At 64.3% G+C, this 16,635-nt stretch carries 11 protein-coding genes; 6 read left to right on the top strand and 5 right to left on the bottom strand.

What is annotated here, in order from left to right; all coding sequences use genetic code 11:
- Nucleotides 1-12: 12 nt before the first annotated feature.
- Both AWC08_RS06845 and AWC08_RS06840 read right to left on the bottom strand, forming a co-directional pair.
- Complete coding sequence (locus AWC08_RS06845; protein WP_065132283.1) at nucleotides 13-660, bottom strand: cutinase family protein; 648 nt, start codon at nucleotides 658-660, stop codon at nucleotides 13-15.
- 78 nt (nucleotides 661-738) lie between these two features.
- On the bottom strand, nucleotides 739-1,980 hold the full coding sequence (locus AWC08_RS06840) for an Rv1453 family transcriptional regulator (RefSeq protein WP_232007884.1): 1,242 nt from the start codon (nucleotides 1,978-1,980) through the stop codon (nucleotides 739-741).
- Between the two features lie 239 nt (nucleotides 1,981-2,219).
- On the opposite strand from AWC08_RS06840, the gene AWC08_RS06835 reads away from it, so the two are divergent.
- The 4 genes from AWC08_RS06835 to zwf all read left to right on the top strand — a co-directional run bounded on the left by AWC08_RS06835 (nucleotide 2,220) and on the right by zwf (nucleotide 10,116).
- The gene (locus AWC08_RS06835; RefSeq protein ID WP_159459966.1) at nucleotides 2,220-4,052 is read left to right on the top strand and encodes an adenylate/guanylate cyclase domain-containing protein; all 1,833 of its coding nucleotides are present in this window, start codon (nucleotides 2,220-2,222) and stop codon (nucleotides 4,050-4,052) included.
- 27 nt (nucleotides 4,053-4,079) lie between these two features.
- Nucleotides 4,080-4,397, top strand: a complete 318-nt coding sequence (locus AWC08_RS06830) for a hypothetical protein (protein ID WP_082986091.1) — start codon at nucleotides 4,080-4,082, stop codon at nucleotides 4,395-4,397.
- Nucleotides 4,398-4,505: 108 nt separating this feature from the next.
- A complete protein-coding gene (gene hrpA, locus AWC08_RS06825) occupies nucleotides 4,506-8,411 on the top strand; it encodes an ATP-dependent RNA helicase HrpA (protein ID WP_069433847.1) in 3,906 nt (1,301 codons plus the stop codon).
- A gap of 199 nt (nucleotides 8,412-8,610) precedes the next feature.
- Nucleotides 8,611-10,116 carry a glucose-6-phosphate dehydrogenase gene (gene zwf, locus AWC08_RS06820; protein WP_065132290.1) on the top strand — a complete coding sequence of 502 codons (1,506 nt, stop codon included), beginning with the start codon at nucleotides 8,611-8,613 and terminating at the stop codon, nucleotides 10,114-10,116.
- A gap of 8 nt (nucleotides 10,117-10,124) precedes the next feature.
- Here zwf and AWC08_RS06815 read toward each other — a convergent pair whose 3' ends face one another.
- Nucleotides 10,125-10,973 carry an aldo/keto reductase gene (locus AWC08_RS06815; RefSeq protein WP_069433846.1) on the bottom strand — a complete coding sequence of 283 codons (849 nt, stop codon included), beginning with the start codon at nucleotides 10,971-10,973 and terminating at the stop codon, nucleotides 10,125-10,127.
- A gap of 92 nt (nucleotides 10,974-11,065) precedes the next feature.
- Nucleotides 11,066-11,989, bottom strand: coding sequence for a class I SAM-dependent methyltransferase (locus AWC08_RS06810; protein ID WP_065132278.1), 924 nt, complete (start codon nucleotides 11,987-11,989; stop codon nucleotides 11,066-11,068).
- A 106-nt stretch (nucleotides 11,990-12,095) separates the two neighbouring features.
- Here AWC08_RS06810 and AWC08_RS06805 point away from each other — a divergent pair, with 106 nt between their 5' ends.
- Nucleotides 12,096-12,983, top strand: a complete 888-nt coding sequence (locus tag AWC08_RS06805) for an HpcH/HpaI aldolase/citrate lyase family protein (RefSeq protein WP_069433859.1) — start codon at nucleotides 12,096-12,098, stop codon at nucleotides 12,981-12,983.
- Here AWC08_RS06805 and AWC08_RS06800 read toward each other — a convergent pair.
- The gene (locus tag AWC08_RS06800; protein ID WP_085087552.1) at nucleotides 12,973-16,116 is read right to left on the bottom strand and encodes a PPE family protein; all 3,144 of its coding nucleotides are present in this window, start codon (nucleotides 16,114-16,116) and stop codon (nucleotides 12,973-12,975) included. The two genes, AWC08_RS06805 and AWC08_RS06800, sit on opposite strands and share 11 nt — an antisense overlap.
- 208 nt (nucleotides 16,117-16,324) lie before the next feature.
- Between AWC08_RS06800 and AWC08_RS06795 the strand changes: the two genes are divergently transcribed.
- On the top strand, nucleotides 16,325-16,555 hold the full coding sequence (locus AWC08_RS06795) for a DUF167 domain-containing protein (RefSeq protein ID WP_065132276.1): 231 nt from the start codon (nucleotides 16,325-16,327) through the stop codon (nucleotides 16,553-16,555).
- The last annotated feature ends 80 nt before the right edge of the window (nucleotides 16,556-16,635 follow it).

Raw genomic sequence — 16,635 nt, 5'->3', positions numbered from 1 at the left:
GGATCAGCGACGCTACTTGACCCGGTTGGCCGCGAAGGTTGCGGCCTGGGTGGTCATACCGTTTTCGATGTACGAGACGTGCGCCATGATGTTGCCGCCTCCGGTGCAGATCGGGTCATCGGCTGCGCACAGGCTGATCAGTTTGCCGCTGTAGAGCGGGCTGATCGTCGGTAGCGGGCCACCGCCCCACAGCGCACTAGAGAACCCGCTGGATGGCTCGCCGAAGTAGGCCACCGCTGCGACATGGTCGGCGACCGGTGCCGGCATCTGGGTGGTGGCCAGGTCGATCACGGTGGCGCCCTGCGAGTAGCCGCCCATGACGATCTTGGAGCTGGGACAACTGGCGACCGTGTTCTGGACGTGGGCACTCGCGTCGTCGGCGCCGCTGGTCGCGCTGTTGTGGTAATCGTCGTTGGCGGGGTAGTTGACCGCGTACACCTCGACCGAACGGCCGGCCAGCTGGGAAGTCAGTGAGTCGACGAAGGCCTGGCCGACGTTGCCCAGCCCCGGCTCTTGGTGAGTGCCGCGGGCATACACAATGGAGACGTCGGCGCAGGGGTCGGCCGATGCGGTGGTCGGGCTGGCGAGGGGCACGCTCAGCAGAGCCCACGTCGTCACGACGAAGACACCGGCGATTCGTGCGAGGCTGCGTGCAGTCATGCCCCAGATCCTGGCATACCGTCGGCCACGCCCTATCCGGCGGATCGGGTAGCCGCTGGCGCGCTCGTGCGCTGCGGCTCAATCCGTCAAGCCGGTTTCCTGGTCGTGGTTGCCGAACCATTTCAAGGCCTCGAGTGCAACCGCGACGCGAACGGTGGTGCGTTCCAAGGGTCGCGGCAGTAGTCGCTGGGCGGCGTCGAGTCGGCTCAACAAGGTGTTGCGGTGGATGTAGAGCTGTTGCGCCGCGCGGGCGGCGTTGCACTGCTCGTTGATGTACGTCAGCAGGGTGTCCCGAAGCACCGACCCGGCCGAGGCGAATGCCCCGAGCGTGTGGCTGATGAAAGCCTCTGCCTGGCCTTGCTTTTGGGTGAGCAGCGCAACCATTTGGATGTCTTCGAACAGCGCCACCTGCTGGCGTGACCGCAACCGCACCATCATGTGCTGCGCGGTGAGGGCCTCCTCGTAGCTGTTCCGGAAGCCCTCGACGCCCCGCGCACTGGTTCCCACGGCGACGCGCAACGTAGGCGTGTCCTCGAGCACCCGCCGGACCTGTTCGCTGTCGATCTCGGCGATGTCTTTGAACCACACCCACCGTGTCGCTTCACTGGCGACCACGGCGAAGGGGTGTGGGCACCCGACAACTTGCCCCAGGGCGGCAACTGTCCGGTCCAGCAGACGGCTGTCGCCGTCAGCCTGGTCGCACCACAGGATCGCGGCGGCGTGAGAACCGCTGAGCGGGTAGCCCAGTCGGGCTTCAGCGCGCTTGTGGTTCATCGACTCGCCGTCGAGGATGAATTCGACGATCTTGCGCCGCTCGACGATCGCCCCCTGGGCCAGCTCGTTGTGCTCCAGCTTCATCTGCCGCGCGATAGCTGCCAGCGTCAAGTCGACGAAGTCACTTGCTGAGCGCGACACCACATTGAGCAGCTCACGGAGTTCGTGCGGATCGGACGTGAGGTCGAACACGATGTCCATCCAGCGTTGCAGGGCCACGTTCTGGCCGATGCGGTAGACGTCGAGCGCCGACGCGCCCAGGCCACGGCGCACCAGAATGCGCGCCATGCGCAGCGGCTCCGGCCCGAGGTACGCCGACACGACGCCACCGGGGTCACGCAAGTGGCTGGTGGCGAAATGCACCAGGCTCGCACGGTTGGAGGAACTGACCGCCGCGGCCAGGGTGGGATCCCCGGCGATCGCGGAGCTGCCGGCCACGGTTGCCTGGTCGAGCTGGTCCAGCCATTCGGGGGTGGGATTGAGAGCGATCCACGCTCCTTGCCGGATCAACTCGCGGATCTGCGGCGACAATTTGCTATCTACCACGGAAAACCATTCGGTCGTAGGCGCACTTTGTACTTTCATCGAGTTCTCTCGGTGAGGTGTGGTGATGGGAGTGGGGTTCGACAGCGGAATCGATGTGGGCTTGGTTACCGGGGCCCTTCCCAAAGGCTACATTAACGTATCGTATACAGTCAAGCATTGTATACTCGTGTGTATTCGTTAGAAGCTCTGCCGGCTCAATGACGCCCGAATGCGACCGGGCCGGTCTAAAGTTCCAAACGATGCGTCGCGCCTGGACCTGGACTTTCGACCTACCGCCAGATGAGCTCTGGCCGGTGCTGGCCGACACGAATCGGTTCAACGAGGCCTTGGGCCTGCCCCCGTACACGCTTGACGAGACGCCGCAGGCGAACGGAACTGTCCTGCGCCGGGGGCAGGGTAGGGCGGCGGGATTCGCGCTGGAGTGGGAGGAAAAGCCGTACGAGTGGGTCGCGGGCCGGCATTTCCGCCAGTCCCGGGTGTTCAGCAAGGGCCCCTTCCGGCGCTTCGGCCCGGTTTTCGACGTCGAGCCGGACGGCAGCGGCGGCTCGCGGGTTTCTTATGCGCTCGAATGGGAGCCGCTGAACATGGCGGGTCGCCTGTTCGGCGCTCGACTTGCGGCGCAGGCCGGTGAGAACGTCCGCCGGCGCGTCCTTGAAGCGGTCGCCTTCCTTCGGGGCGGCCGCGAATCCGACCGCCTCACACCGTTTGTGCTGCCGGAACCGATCCTGCCCCCAGGCGCCCGTGAACGAGCCACCGCGATAGCCCGCGAAATCGACCGCAGCGCTTACGGAAACGGACTCGGCGACCGCTTGGCCGACCTGGTGCTGCACGCCATGGCGGCCGATCTCAACCGGCTGCGGCCCAAGGTCCTGGCGGGCCAGCTTGGTGTGCCGCCGCGCGCAGCCGCCGAGGCCTGTTTCACCGCCGTGAAGGCCGGCCTGCTTTCCATGAAGTGGGATCTGTTGTGCCCCAACTGCCGCGGTGCGAAGGTCAGCGTCTCCTCACTTGCGGACCTACCGCACGGTGCGCACTGTTCGTCCTGCAACATCGATTACGACCGCGACTTCGAACGCAATGTCGAGCTGACTTTCACGCCGTCACCGACTGTGCGCCCGCTGCGGGAAGGCGACTTCTGCCTCTCTGGACCGATGAGTACCGAGCATGTGGTGGTGCAGGTCTTGCTGAGCCCGGGGGAGCGCCGCACCGTGCCCGTCGATCTGCCTTCCGGCTCCTATCGTGTGCGCACGCTGCATCCGGGCACCGTCGTCGACGTCGACTACGTAGCCGGCGCTTTTCCCAATCAGCGCATCACCAACTCCGGCGTGGAGTTGCTCCTTACGCCGGACCACAACGACCAGCCGGGAGCCGTCACCTTTGTCAACGACGCCGGATTCGAACTGGCAGCGTTGATCGAAGAGCGGTCGTGGACACGCCAGGCCCTGACGGCGCCGGAAGTGATCTCGTTGCAGGCCTTTCGCGACATGTTCGCCGAGGCGACCCTGCGCCCGGGCGACGATGCCGGCGTCAGCCAGGTTGCGCTGCTATTCACCGACCTGCGTGGCTCGACCGAGCTTTATGAACGGGTCGGTGATGCCACGGCCTACAACCTGGTCCGGGAGCACTTCACCTTGCTCGCCGAGGTCGTGCGCGATCATGACGGCGCCATCGTCAAGACCATCGGCGACGCGGTGATGGCGTCGTTCGACGATCCCGCCCAAGCGGTGCGCGCGGCGCTGGCGATGCAGGCCAAGATCGCCTCGTCCGCGCATGGCGCCGAGCATCTGGTGTTGAAAGTCGGCGTCCATGCCGGCCCGAGCGTGGTCGTGACGTTGAACGACCGCCTGGACTACTTCGGCTCCACGGTGAACATGGCCGCACGACTGCAAGGTCAGAGTGCCGGCGAGGACATTGTGCTGTCCGAAGCCATCGCGTCGGATCCTGCGGTAGGCGAACTGCTGGCCGGCCTACCACAGCGGCACGAGACGGTAGCGCTCAAAGGTTTCACCGAACCGGTCGGTTTCCTGCGGTTGCTGAGTTTGGAATCTCCCCGGGACGGGGAAGACGGGCACTAGATGTGCTCGCGCGATACGAGGTGTGCAATGTGGACGATCATCTGTCGGCTGATATCCGTCGCGGCCATGGTGCTGGCACCGATGGCGGTCGTAACGATCGCGACCCCCGCCGTCAGTTCGGCGCAGTGCGCCGATGGCGAATGGTGGGATCCCACCGGTAAAGTCTGCCGCCCCTTGGGCGTTGGCCCACAACCTCTCAACTGTGATGCGGGTCAGTGGTGGGATCCGACGGCCAACGTCTGCCGACCCTTGGGCGTCGGGCCGCAACCACTGGCGTGCGACAACGGTTGGTGGTGGGACCCGGCAGCCAACGTGTGCCGGCCGCCGTTGATCCCAGGGGCATAGCGCACGAGTCGACCCAGCAGCTCGGAAAAGCCCACTTCGTCCGCTGTCGCAATCTTGCAGACATGAGACCAACCTGGCCCGCTCCAGCCGACCACTACGCTGGCCCGAGTGGCCGATCCGAGTGTCAGCGAGTTGCGCAGGCGCCTCGACGGGCTGACGATCCGCGACGCCACCCGCATCCGTAGGCGCCTGCAGAATCTTCGCGGCGGCGCACACCGGGAGACGTTGCAGCAGGTCGCCGAGCAGGTCGCTGTGGCTGAATCGCTGGTGGCCGCGCGGCAGGCCGCAGTGCCGACGATCGGCTACCCCGATCTCCCCATCACCGAGCGGCGCGAGGAAATCAGCGACGCGATACTCAATCATCAGGTCGTCATCGTCGCCGGGGAAACCGGCTCCGGTAAGACGACCCAGCTACCCAAGATCTGCCTCGACCTCGGCCGCGGCGTGCACGGCACGATTGGGCACACACAGCCCCGCCGGCTGGCCGCCCGGACTGTCGCGCAACGCATCGCCGACGAACTGCACAGCCCACTCGGCGACGTCGTCGGGTACACCGTGCGGTTCACTGACCAGGTCAGCGACCGCACCCTGATCAAATTGATGACCGACGGCATCCTGCTCGCCGAAATCCAGCGTGACCGCCGTCTGCTGCGGTACGACACGCTCATTCTCGACGAGGCCCACGAGCGCAGTCTCAACATCGATTTCCTGTTGGGATATCTACGCGAGTTGCTGCCCCGCCGGCCGGAGCTGAAGGTGGTCGTCACCTCCGCCACCATCGAACCGCAGCGTTTCGCAGCGCATTTCGACGGAGCGCCCATTGTGGAGGTATCTGGACGGACCTTTCCGGTGCAGATCTTGTACCGGCCGCTGGAGGTGCCCGTTTCGGTTGGCGCGCAGGACGATCCGGACGACCCCGATCACGAGATCATCCGTACCGAGACGCGCGATGAGATCGAGGCGATCGCCGATGCTATCGACGAGCTGGAGGCGGAGCCGCCGGGCGACGTGTTGGTGTTCCTGTCCGGAGAGCGCGAAATCCGGGATACCGCAGAGGCATTGGCAGGGCTCAAACATACCGAAGTGCTTCCGCTCTACGCCCGGCTGCCCACGGCCGAGCAACACAAGGTGTTCGCGCCGCACACCGGTCGCCGGGTGGTGCTGGCGACCAACGTCGCGGAAACGTCGCTGACCGTGCCGGGAATCCGCTATGTCGTCGACCCGGGCAACGCCCGGATCTCGCGTTACAGCCGACGATTGAAGGTACAGCGACTGCCCATCGAACCGATCTCGCAGGCATCGGCCGCCCAACGCGCCGGCCGGTGCGGGCGGGTGGCGCCGGGTGTGTGCATCCGCCTGTACTCCGAAGAAGATTTCGACGCCCGCCCCCGCTACACCGAGCCGGAGATACTTCGAACCAACCTCGCCTCGGTGATCCTGCAGATGGCGGCGCTGCAACTCGGCGACATCGAGAATTTTCCCTTTCTGGATCCACCGGACCGGCGCAGTATCCGCGACGGCGTACAACTGCTGCAGGAACTCGGTGCCTTCGACCAACGGGGCATGATCACCGACCTCGGCCGTCGACTGGCGCGGCTGCCCGTCGACCCCCGGCTCGGCCGGATGATTTTGCAGGCCGACCGCGAAGGATGCGTGCGCGAAATCCTGGTGCTCGCTGCGGCGCTGACCATCCCGGACCCCCGCGAGAGGCCCGTCGACCGCGAGGAAGCGGCGCGCCAGAGCCACGCCCGGTTCGCCGACGAGCACTCTGACTTCGTTGCCTACCTCAATCTCTGGCGTTATCTGCGAGATCAGCGCAAGGAACTGTCGGGCAGCGCTTTTCGGCGGATGTGCCGCAAGGAGTTCCTGCACTATCTACGCATCCGCGAGTGGCAGGACCTGGTCGGCCAGTTGCGCAGCATCGCCCGCGATTTGGGCATCCGGGAATCCGACGAGCCGGCTGACCCAGCTCAGGTACACGCGGCGCTGCTCGCCGGGTTGCTGTCGCACGTGGGTATGCGCCGCGAAGACACCCGCGAGTATCTGGGCGCCCGCAATGCACGGTTCGTGCTGGCGCCGGGCTCGGTGCTCACCAAGCGGCCGCCGCAATGGGTCGTCGCCGCGGAATTGGTTGAAACGAGCCGACTCTACGGCCGGACCGCCGCACGCATCCAGCCAGAGATCGTCGAACGGGTCGCGGGGGAGCTGGTGCAGCGCACCTACAGCGAGCCACACTGGGACGCGCAGCGTGGTGAGGTGCTGGCCTACGAGCGGGTGACCTTGTACGGTTTGCCGCTGGTCGCGCGTCGCCGGGTCGGGTACGCCCAGGTCGAACCGGCGGTGGCGCGGGAGTTGTTCATCCGGCACGCGCTGGTGGAGGGCGACTGGCAGACTCGTCACCACTTCTTCCGCGACAATGCGCGGCTCCGCGCCGAACTCGAGGACCTCGAGGAGCGGGCGCGCCGTCGCGACCTGCTCGTCGGTGACGACGACGTTTACGCGTTGTACGACGCCCGCATTCCCGCGGATGTCGTGTCCGCGCGGCACTTCGACGCGTGGTGGAAGAAGCAGCGGCACCGCACCCCGGAGTTGCTGACATTCTCTCGCGATGACCTGTTACGCACCGACGAGGCAGCAGCGGGTGAGGATCGCCCGGACACCTGGCGGACCGGGGATGCCGCACTGCCGCTGACCTACCGGTTCGAGCCGGGGGCCAGCGACGACGGGGTGACGGTGCATGTCCCCATCGACGTGTTGGCCCGCCTCGGGGGTGACGAATTCGCCTGGCAGGTGCCGGCACTGCGCGAGGAGCTGGTCACCGCGCTCATCCGCTCGCTGCCAAAAGATCTGCGACGCAACTTCGTTCCCGCCCCCGACACCGCCCGCGCGGTGCTGGCCGGGATCGACCCGTCCGGTGAGCCGCTACTGACCGCGTTGCAGCGCGAATTGCGCAGGCGCACCGGCGTTGTGGTGCCCGTCGAGGCTTTCGACCTGGACAAGTTGCCGCCGCATCTGCGGGTGACTTTTGCCGTTGAGTCCGCGGATGGAACCGAGGTTGCGCGCGGGAAGGACCTGCGCGTGCTGCAGCAGCGCCTTGCGGCGCCGGCCCGCCAAGCCGTCGCTCATGCGGTCGCCGGGCATCTGCAGAAGATGGGATTGCGTTCCTGGCCCGAGGAAATAGCAGAACTGCCGCGTGTCGTCGAGCGCGTCGTTGACGGACGATCCGTGCGGGGCTTTCCCGCCTTCGTCGATTCGGGCGCGGCCGTGGACCTGCGTGTGTTCGCCAGTGCCCCCGAGCAGGAGAGCGCCATGGGTCCCGGGCTGCGCCGGCTCGTCCGGCTCAGTGTGCCGTCACCGGTCAAAGCTGTTGAGCGCCAACTTGACCCACGCACCCGCCTGATGCTCGGAACCAACCCGAACGGATCGTTACCCGCGCTTCTCGACGACTGCGCTGACGCGGCGGCGGATGCGCTCACGCCACAGGTGGTGTGGACACGTGATGCGTTCACCGCGCTGCGGGATCAGGTCGCCGCGAAACTGGTTGGGACGACCGTCGAGATCGTGGGCCGCACCGCAAGAGTCTTGTCAACGGCGCAAGAAGTGCGACTGCTGTTGCCCTCGAATCCGCCGGCCGCGCACCTCGAGGCGGTCACCGACGTACGCGAGCAGCTCAACCGGCTTCTGCCAGTTGGATTCGTCACGACTACCGGGGCTGCGCATCTGGGTGACCTGGCCCGCTACCTGACGGCGAGCAAGCGCCGACTGGAAAAACTGCCCCAGGCGCTTCAGGGGGATCGGGAACGGATGCGCCGAGTACACGCTGTGCAGGACGAATTCGATTACCTGGTGCAGACGTTGCCCGCTACTCGCGCGACTGCGAGCGATATCCGCGATATCGGCCGACAGATTGAGGAGCTGCGGGTAAGCCTGTGGGCTCAACAGCTCGGTACCCCGCGGCCGGTCAGCGAGCAGCGCATCTATCGGGCGATCGATGCTGCGCGCGAACGTAGTTGAGCGCGCCGCAGCGGGCGGGGCCTTAGTACTGTACTGACAGAGTGTCAATATCGACACGGTGCCGACCGAATGGGAGGCACCGGGTAATTGGGCGCTTTCCCGGTCCCATTGGCCCGCGTCCGCAACGAATTGCGGGCACCGGCACGAAACTGCGGACCAGCACGTGCAGATCGGACTGCGCGATGGAAGTATCGCGGGAGTGGCCACCAAGAAACCGCAAACAATCTCCTACCCGGCGCCCGAGGCGCGTCCGCACCGACACGACAATGCTCCGCTGGAACCCCACGTCATCGTCTTGTTCGGCGCGACAGGAGATCTGGCGAAGCGCAAGCTGATCCCCGGGCTCGCCCACCTGGACCAGTCCGAACTCGCACCCAATATCGAGATCATCGCGACCTCACTGGAGGATTTGACCGACGACGAGTTCCGGGAAATCGCGAAGAAAGCGATCGACGAGTTCGGGTCCCACAAACTCACGCCGGAACAGTGGGACGAGTTCGCGAAGATTCTCACCTATGTGCCACAAGACGCCGGTGCCGAGGCACTGGCCGATGCGGTGGCGAAAGCCGAAGAAACGCTTGGCGACACGGTGCGACGACTCCACTACTTATCAGTGCCTCCCAAAGCGGCACGCGACGTCATCGACATGCTGCGCGAAGCCGACCTCGTCGAGCGCTCACGAGTAGTGATGGAAAAGCCGTTCGGCACCGACTTCGACAGCGCCGTGGCACTGAACGACTTCGTGCACGAAACCTTCGACGAAACCCAGATTTTCCGCATCGACCATTTCTTGGGAAAGGAGGCCGCCCAAAATATCTTGGCGTTTCGCTTCGCGAACGGACTGTTCGAGCCGATCTGGAATCGCAACTTCATCGACCATATTCAGATCGACATTCCCGAGACCCTCGGCTTGGATCAGCGCGCGAACTTCTACGAGAACACCGGCGCCTACCGCGACATGGTCGTCACCCATCTGCTTCAGGTGATGGCGTTCGTCGTGATGGAACCGCCTACGGCGCTGGAACCGCGCGCAATCAGCGAAGAAAAGAACAAGGTGTTCCGGTCGATGCTGCCGATAAAGACGTCGAATGTGGTGCGCGGACAGTACAACGGGTACCGCCAAGAAGAGGGCGTCTCAAAGGATTCCGACACCGAAACATTCATCGCGCTAAAAGTCGGGGTGGACAACTGGCGCTGGGCCGGCGTACCGATCTATTTGCGCACCGGCAAGAAGATGGCTGAAGGCATCCGCATTATTTCAATTGCCTTCAAGGAGGCGCCGCGGACCATGTTTCCACCCGGGTCCGGTGTGGGAACACAGGGTCCCGATCACCTCACCTTCGATCTTGCCGACAACTCCAAGGTTTCGCTGTCGTTCTACGGAAAGCGACCGGGCCCGGGAATGAAGCTCGACAAGCTGTCGATGCAGTTTTCCACGCAGGAGATCGACAGCGCCGCGGATGTGTTGGAGGCCTACGAGCGGCTGATTCTCGACGCGATGCGGGGCGACCACACGCTGTTCACGACCGCCGAAGGCATCGAATCGCTCTGGGAGCGGTCTCAGGACCTACTCGACGATCCGCCGCCGGCCAAGCTCTACCAACCCGGCACCTGGGGCCCGAACGCCATTCACCAATTGATCGCACCGAATGCATGGCGATTGCCGTTCGAGCGGGAGTGGCGTGAAAGGCGGACCGAAACCTAGGCCCGCGCTCAGTCGGGGATGTAGTCGAACGTATCCGGATGCGCCCCGGTGCGGCCGTTCTCGCCTCGATCCAGCGCGCTGATCGATGCGACGTGCTGATCGGAGAGCGCGAAGTCGAAGAGCTCGAAGTTGGACTTCACCCGTTCGGCGGAGACAGACTTCGGAAAAACGATGTCGCCGCGTTGAATGTGCCAGCGCAACACCACCTGTGCCGGCGTCTTACCGAGGGCCTTCGCGATGCCGGTGATGACCTCGTCATCGAGCACCTTGCCCTGGGCGATCGGAGACCACGCTTCGGTGGCGATGCCGTGGGCCTTGTCGTATGCGCGAACCTCTTCGTTGGTGAAATACGGGTGCACCTCTATCTGGTTCACTGCGGGCACGGTCTGCGCGCCGTCGGCCAACCGATCCAGATGGGCTGGTTGAAAATTCGAAACACCGATGCTGCGGGCACGTCCATCGGACGCGAATTGCTCGAGCGTTTTCCAGGTGGAGATGAAGTCGCCGTCGTAGAGCATCGGCAGCGGCCAGTGGATCAGGAAGAGGTCGACATAGTCCGATCCGAGCGCCGACAGGGTCGCATCGAACGCCTTGCGCGCGTCGTCTGGCCGGTGATACCCGTTGTTGAGTTTGCTGGTGATGAACACCTCGCCGCGGTCCAGCCCAGCGTCCCGAATGCCCTGGCCAACCTCTTTCTCGTTGCCGTACATCTCGGCGGTGTCGATATGGCGATAGCCCACCTCGAGCGCGGCCTGTACAGCCGCGGCCGTCTCCGCTGGTTCGATCTGGAAGACGCCGAAGCCCAATTGCGGGATCGAGTTCCCGTCGTTGAGCTCGATTGACGGGACAGTGCTCATGCTCCAGCCTCCTGATATCTCGAATGATCGCTGGAGGGGATGCCCACTTCTGGCGAGAACCCAACACCGCCCGCAGAGATGCGGCCCGTCGGTCAGCTCAGTTCGGCGCTGACATAGCTGACGGTGTCGCGAAACTTCGCGAGAATCTCGTTGTCCGGCAGCGTAAAGCCGTACTGAGCGTAGAGCTGCTCGGTCGGGTAGCGGGTGACGGTCCAGCCGGTGGCGGTCAGGTAGTCGGCGGCTGGGTGGCGATCGCCGAGCCACACCAGTTCGGCGACGTCGACATCGAGTCCGTGTTTGCGCCAGCCGGCGCGCATGTTGCGGGCACGCTCGTCGGTGAAGACGCTCATGTCGCTGATGTTTTCCGTTGCCAGCCGGCTGCCGTGCGCACTGAGGCCGGTGACGTTGTCCAGCAGCCGGTCCTGAGCTTGTGGCGGCAGGTAGGGGAGCAGTCCTTCGGCGATCCACGCGGTCGGCTCGCTGCTGTCGAACATGTTGTCGCACAGCGCCTTAGGCCAGTCTTCGCGGAGATCGATCCCTACCGGGCGACGCTCGGCGGCAGGTTCTGCACCGATCTGGGCCAGGGTCAAACTCTTGAACGTGATGACCTCGGGCTGGTCGACCTCGAACACCACCATGCCCTCCGGCCACGGCAAGCGGTAAGCCCGCGCATCGAGTCCGGCGGCCAGAATCACGGCCTGGCGTATGCCGTCCCTGGTTGCGGCGCTGAAGAAGTCGTCGAAGAATCGGGTGCGCACCGTCATCTGCTCACGGCGCTGCTGGAAGGTCATCGGCATCTCGTCGTCTTCCAGAGGTATTTCGCCGTCCAGCATGCGGGTGAAGAAGGGATGTCCGACCGCGCGCACCAGCGGTTCAGCAAATCGATCGTCGAGCAGCGGGTCGGGTTCCCGGGAGGCCAAAGCCCGAGCGGCTGCCACCATGGTCGCGGTAGCACCCACACTGGACGCGAGGTCCCAGCTGTCCCCATCGGCGCGCGCCGAACCCAACGATGACATCTGCTGCTCCCGTCCCGGCCGGCCGTGTCGATACCCGCTCAGCGTAACCGTGGTGAGTGGACCTGGCAGTCCTGCGGTAGCCCCGGATGAAATGATGGAGGGCACCATGGCACCGACATTGCGCCCACGTCGATCCGCTCTTTACCTGCCCGGCAACAAAAGCAGGGCACTGGAAAAGGGGCGAACGCTGCCGGCGGACGTGTTGATCTTCGACCTCGAAGATGCCGTCGGGCCCGACGCCAAGGCCGAGTCGAGGACGACGGTGTGTCAGGCCGTCACGTCCGGGGACTACCGACCACGAGAAGTGGTGGTGCGCATCAACGGTTTGGACACCGATTGGCACCACGACGACCTGACCGCGGTGGCTCATTCGACCGCAGACGGGGTGCTGGTGCCGAAAGTCGAAACAAGCCAACAGGTCCGAAATCTGGCCTCCGCATTAGACGCCCTGGAAGCGCCGAAGTCGTTGCAGCTGTGGGTGATGATCGAAACGCCCCGGGCGTTTCTGCGCGTCGAGGAAATCGCTTCGGCAAGCGATCGCCTGGCGGCTTTGGTGGTCGGCACCAACGATCTGGTGAATGAGTTGCACGGCCTGCACGTAGCCGGACGCACTCCCGTGGTGTCGGCGTTGTCGCTGGCCGTACTGGGTGCACGAGCAGCCGGAAAGGCCGTCCTGGACGGGGTATTCAACGACGTCACCGACGACGACGGCTTCGCAGCGGAGGCTCGGCAGGGGCGCGAGATGGGTTTCGACGGCAAGACTTTGATCCATCCGTCACAGATTGCCCCGGCCAACGACGCGTACGGCCCGTCCGAGAAAGAGCTCACACACGCCCGCAAGGTCGTGTCGGCCTACGAGGAGGCGCGGGCCGCCGGGCGCAGCGTCATCACGGTCGACGGCCGCATGGTCGAAAATTTGCACGTGCGCGACGCCCAGCGGATCCTCGCTCTGGCAGATCTCATCTCCGAGCTGCAGGCTGCCACTAGCGGTTGACGTGCAGCGGGCCGATCCCGATCAGGTGGTCTCCAGTCAGCCCGATGCCCAGGTTGTAGTTGCCGGTGTTGAACAGGCCCTGGTTGAAGTTGCCCTCGTTACCGATGCCGAATAACTGCAACGGACCCAACGGCAGACCACTGTTGCCGATGCCCTGGTTGACCAGACCCAGGTTCAGTGAGCCGGTGTTCCAGGCCCCGACGTTCTGGGACCCGGTGTTCGACAGCCCGACATTCTCGATGCCGTCATTCGCGATCCCGAACCCCCCGAACATGCTGATCGGATCGGTCGGGGTGAAGTGCGGGCTGACATTGCCGAACCCCAAATTCAGCGTCCCGGTATTGAGCACCCCGATATTGCCCTCACCGACATTGGCGTAGCCATAGTTCGGCAACGCCGCCGCAGCCGCCGCCGGCAGTGCGCCGGCGTTGATGTGCACCGGCCCAATGCCGATCAAGTGATCCCCGGTCAGGCCAATGCCCAGGTTGTAGTTGCCGGTGTTGAACAGGCCCTGGTTGAAATTGCCGTGATTGCCCACGCCAAGAAGGCCCAACAGCGGCACCGGCAATCCACTGTTTCCGATGCCGACATTGGCGATCCCGACGTTCTGCATCCCGTTGTTTGCGATCCCGAGAGAGCCGAAAGTGCTCAACGGTTCGGTTGGGACGAAGTGCGGACTCACATTGCCAATCCCGATATTCACACTGCCGGTGTTGAACGCCCCAAGGTTGTCCAGCCCGGTGTTGCTGATGCCGATCCCGCCAAACAGAGTGATCGGGTCGGTCGGGGTGAAGTTCGGGCTCACATTGCCCCACCCGACATTCAGCGTGCCCTCATTGAAGAACCCGAAGTTGCCCTGGCCGACATTGCCGTAACCGAAGTTCGGCAACGCCGCCGCAGTTGCGGCCGGCAGCGCAGTGCTGCTGATGTGCAGCGGGCCTATGCCGATCAGGTGGTCGCCGGTCAGCCCGATACCCAGGTTGTAGTTGCCGGTGTTGAACAGGCCCTGGTTGAAGTTGCCGCTGTTGCCGATGCCCAGCAGCTGCAACGGACCCAACGGCAGACCACTGTTGCCGATCCCGGTATTGCCCAGACCCAGGTTCAAGCTGCCGTGATTCCAGACCCCGACGTTCTCCGAGCCGTAATTGCCCGCCCCGACATTGTCGGTACCGCTATTGAACAACCCGAACCCACCGAAGGTGCTGATCGGATCAGTGGGCGTGAAGTTCGGGCTTACATTGCCGATCCCCACGTTGAGCGTGCCCTGGTTGAAGAACCCGATATTGCCTTCCCCGACATTGCCGTACCCCAGGCTGGGAAACACCGCCGCCGCGGCCGCCGGCAACACGCTGTCACTGACGTGCAGAGGCCCGATACCCACCAAATGATCGCCCCTCAGCCCGATGCCCAGGTTGTAGTTGCCGGTGTTGAGCAGACCCTGGTTGAAGTTGCCCTCGTTACCGATGCCGAACAACTGCAACGGACCCAACGGCAGACCACTGTTGCCGATGCCCTGGTTGACCAGACCCAGGTTCAGTGAGCCGGTGTTCCAGGCCCCGACGTTCTGGGACCCGGTGTTCGACAGCCCGACATTCTCGATGCCGTCATTCGCGATCCCGAACCCCCCGAACATGCTGATCGGATCGGTCGGGGTGAAGTGCGGGCTGACATTGCCGAACCCCAAATTCAGCGTCCCGGTATTGAGCACCCCGATATTGCCCTCACCGACATTGGCGTAGCCATAGTTCGGCAACGCCGCCGCAGCCGCCGCCGGCAGTGCGCCGGCGTTGATGTGCAGCGGCCCAATGCCGATCAAGTGATCCCCGGTCAGGCCAATGCCCAGGTTGTAGTTGCCGGTGTTGAACAGCCCGGCGTTCCAATTGCCATGATTGCCGACACCGAACGCGCTGAGGAAGCTCAGCGGCAACCCCGAATTGTAAGTCCCCGAGTTGGCCACGCCGATGTTGAAGGTGCCCTGGTTGCCGATGCCGACGTTTTGCATGCCGCTGTTGAAGGCACCCACATTTTCGATGCCCGTATTCGCCAACCCGAACCCGCCGAAGGTGGTGATCGGGTCGGTCGGGGTGAAGTTTGGGCTCACGTTGCCGATCCCGAAGTTCAGCGTGCCCTGGTTGAAAAGACCGATATTGCCTTCCCCGACATTGCCGTAACCAAAGCTGGGGAAGACCGATGCGGCCGCCGCCGGTAGCGAGCTGCTGTTGATGTGCAGCGGCCCGATCCCGATCAGGTGATCCCCCCGCAGCCCGATCCCAGTGTTGTAGTTGCCGGTGTTGAGCAGGCCCTGATTGAAATTGCCCTCGTTGCCGATACCGAACAACTGCAACGGACCCAACGGCAGACCGGAATTACCGACGCCGATGTTGACCAGACCCAGGTTGAGCATTCCGCGGTTCCAGGCCCCGACATTCTGCGAGCCGGTGTTGCTCAACCCCACGTTCTGCAGCCCGTCATTGGCGATACCGACCCCACCGAAGAGGCTGATCGGATCCGTCGGCGTGAAGTTCGGGCTCTTGTTGCCGAAGCCGACGTTCAGCGTGCCGTCATTCAGCACTCCGATATTGCCTTGCCCGACATTGCCGTACCCGAAGTTGGGCAACGCGGCCGCGGCCGGCGACACCAGCTGCGCAACCGCTGCCGACGCCTCTGCGTGGTAACCCACCATCGCCGCGACATCTTGAGCCCACATCTCCTCATAGAGACTCTCGACGGCGGCGATCGCCGGCGCGTTCTGGCCGAACAGGTTGGACAGCACCAGATTCACCAGGCCTGAACGATTGGCGGCAACCGCGGCCGGGTGCACCGTCGCGGCCAGGGCCGCTTCGAAAGCGCTCGCCACCGCCTGCGCCTGCGCCGCGGTGCCCGAGGCCTGGGCTGCTGCGGCGCTCAACCACCCCGCGTAGGGGCTGGCGGTTGCCATCATTGCCTGAGCGGCCGGGCCCTGCCAGGCGTCGGCCGTCAGTGCCGACGTGAGCGATGAAAACGACTCGGCCGCGGAGTCGAGCTCTGCAGCAAGTGCGCTCCACGCGGCACCAGCTTCCAGCATTGGCGTGGATCCGGCGCCGGTGAACATTCGCCATGAATTGACCTCCGGGGGCAACACTGAAAAGTTCATCTACCTGTGCCTTTCTCGCCACTATCGGCCGGCCGGGGAGGCCACCTTCGCTCGTGATGCGCGAATCTATCCGATGGCTTGACGGTTTACATGCTTTTTCGTATTCGATTTACCGATACATACGATCTGCTCACGTAGCCGTAAGGTTTTTCTCAGGCGCTTTAAGGTTCCTCTCAGATACCGGCGTGGAAGACGTACCGTTACGCGGATGACCGAGTCCGTCGTCGTCAAGGTCAAGCCGGGCAGCCGCAAGGGCCCGCTTGTCGAGGTCGGCCCGGATGGGGAACTGACGATCTACGTCCGGGAGCAAGCGGTCGACGGCAAGGCCAACGACGCCGTCACGCGCGTGCTGGCCGGCTACCTTGACGTACCGAGGAGCCGAATCACATTGGTATCCGGGGCGACGTCGCGGCTGAAGCGATTTCGCGTCAGCCGGTGAATCGGTCTAGACATCCCAGGTGGGTAAGTCGTCAAGCGGCTGCGGGTGTGCGGTGTGCCCAGGCTTTGTGTTCGTCGTAG

The organism is Mycobacterium gordonae (genome assembly GCF_002101675.1).
GTDB lineage: Bacteria > Actinomycetota > Actinomycetes > Mycobacteriales > Mycobacteriaceae > Mycobacterium > Mycobacterium gordonae.
This window is presented reverse-complemented; position numbering and strand designations above follow the sequence as displayed.

Coding starts and splice junctions, on each gene's coding strand:
- AWC08_RS06815 (WP_069433846.1), bottom strand. CDS start 10,973: ATGAGCACTGTCCCGTCAATCGAGCTCAACGACGGGAACTCGATCCCG.
- AWC08_RS06835 (WP_159459966.1), top strand. CDS start 2,220: ATGCGTCGCGCCTGGACCTGGACTTTCGACCTACCGCCAGATGAGCTC.
- AWC08_RS06810 (WP_065132278.1), bottom strand. CDS start 11,989: ATGTCATCGTTGGGTTCGGCGCGCGCCGATGGGGACAGCTGGGACCTC.
- AWC08_RS06795 (WP_065132276.1), top strand. CDS start 16,325: ATGACCGAGTCCGTCGTCGTCAAGGTCAAGCCGGGCAGCCGCAAGGGC.
- AWC08_RS06830 (WP_082986091.1), top strand. CDS start 4,080: ATGTGGACGATCATCTGTCGGCTGATATCCGTCGCGGCCATGGTGCTG.
- AWC08_RS06805 (WP_069433859.1), top strand. CDS start 12,096: ATGGCACCGACATTGCGCCCACGTCGATCCGCTCTTTACCTGCCCGGC.
- AWC08_RS06800 (WP_085087552.1), bottom strand. CDS start 16,116: ATGAACTTTTCAGTGTTGCCCCCGGAGGTCAATTCATGGCGAATGTTC.
- AWC08_RS06845 (WP_065132283.1), bottom strand. CDS start 660: ATGACTGCACGCAGCCTCGCACGAATCGCCGGTGTCTTCGTCGTGACG.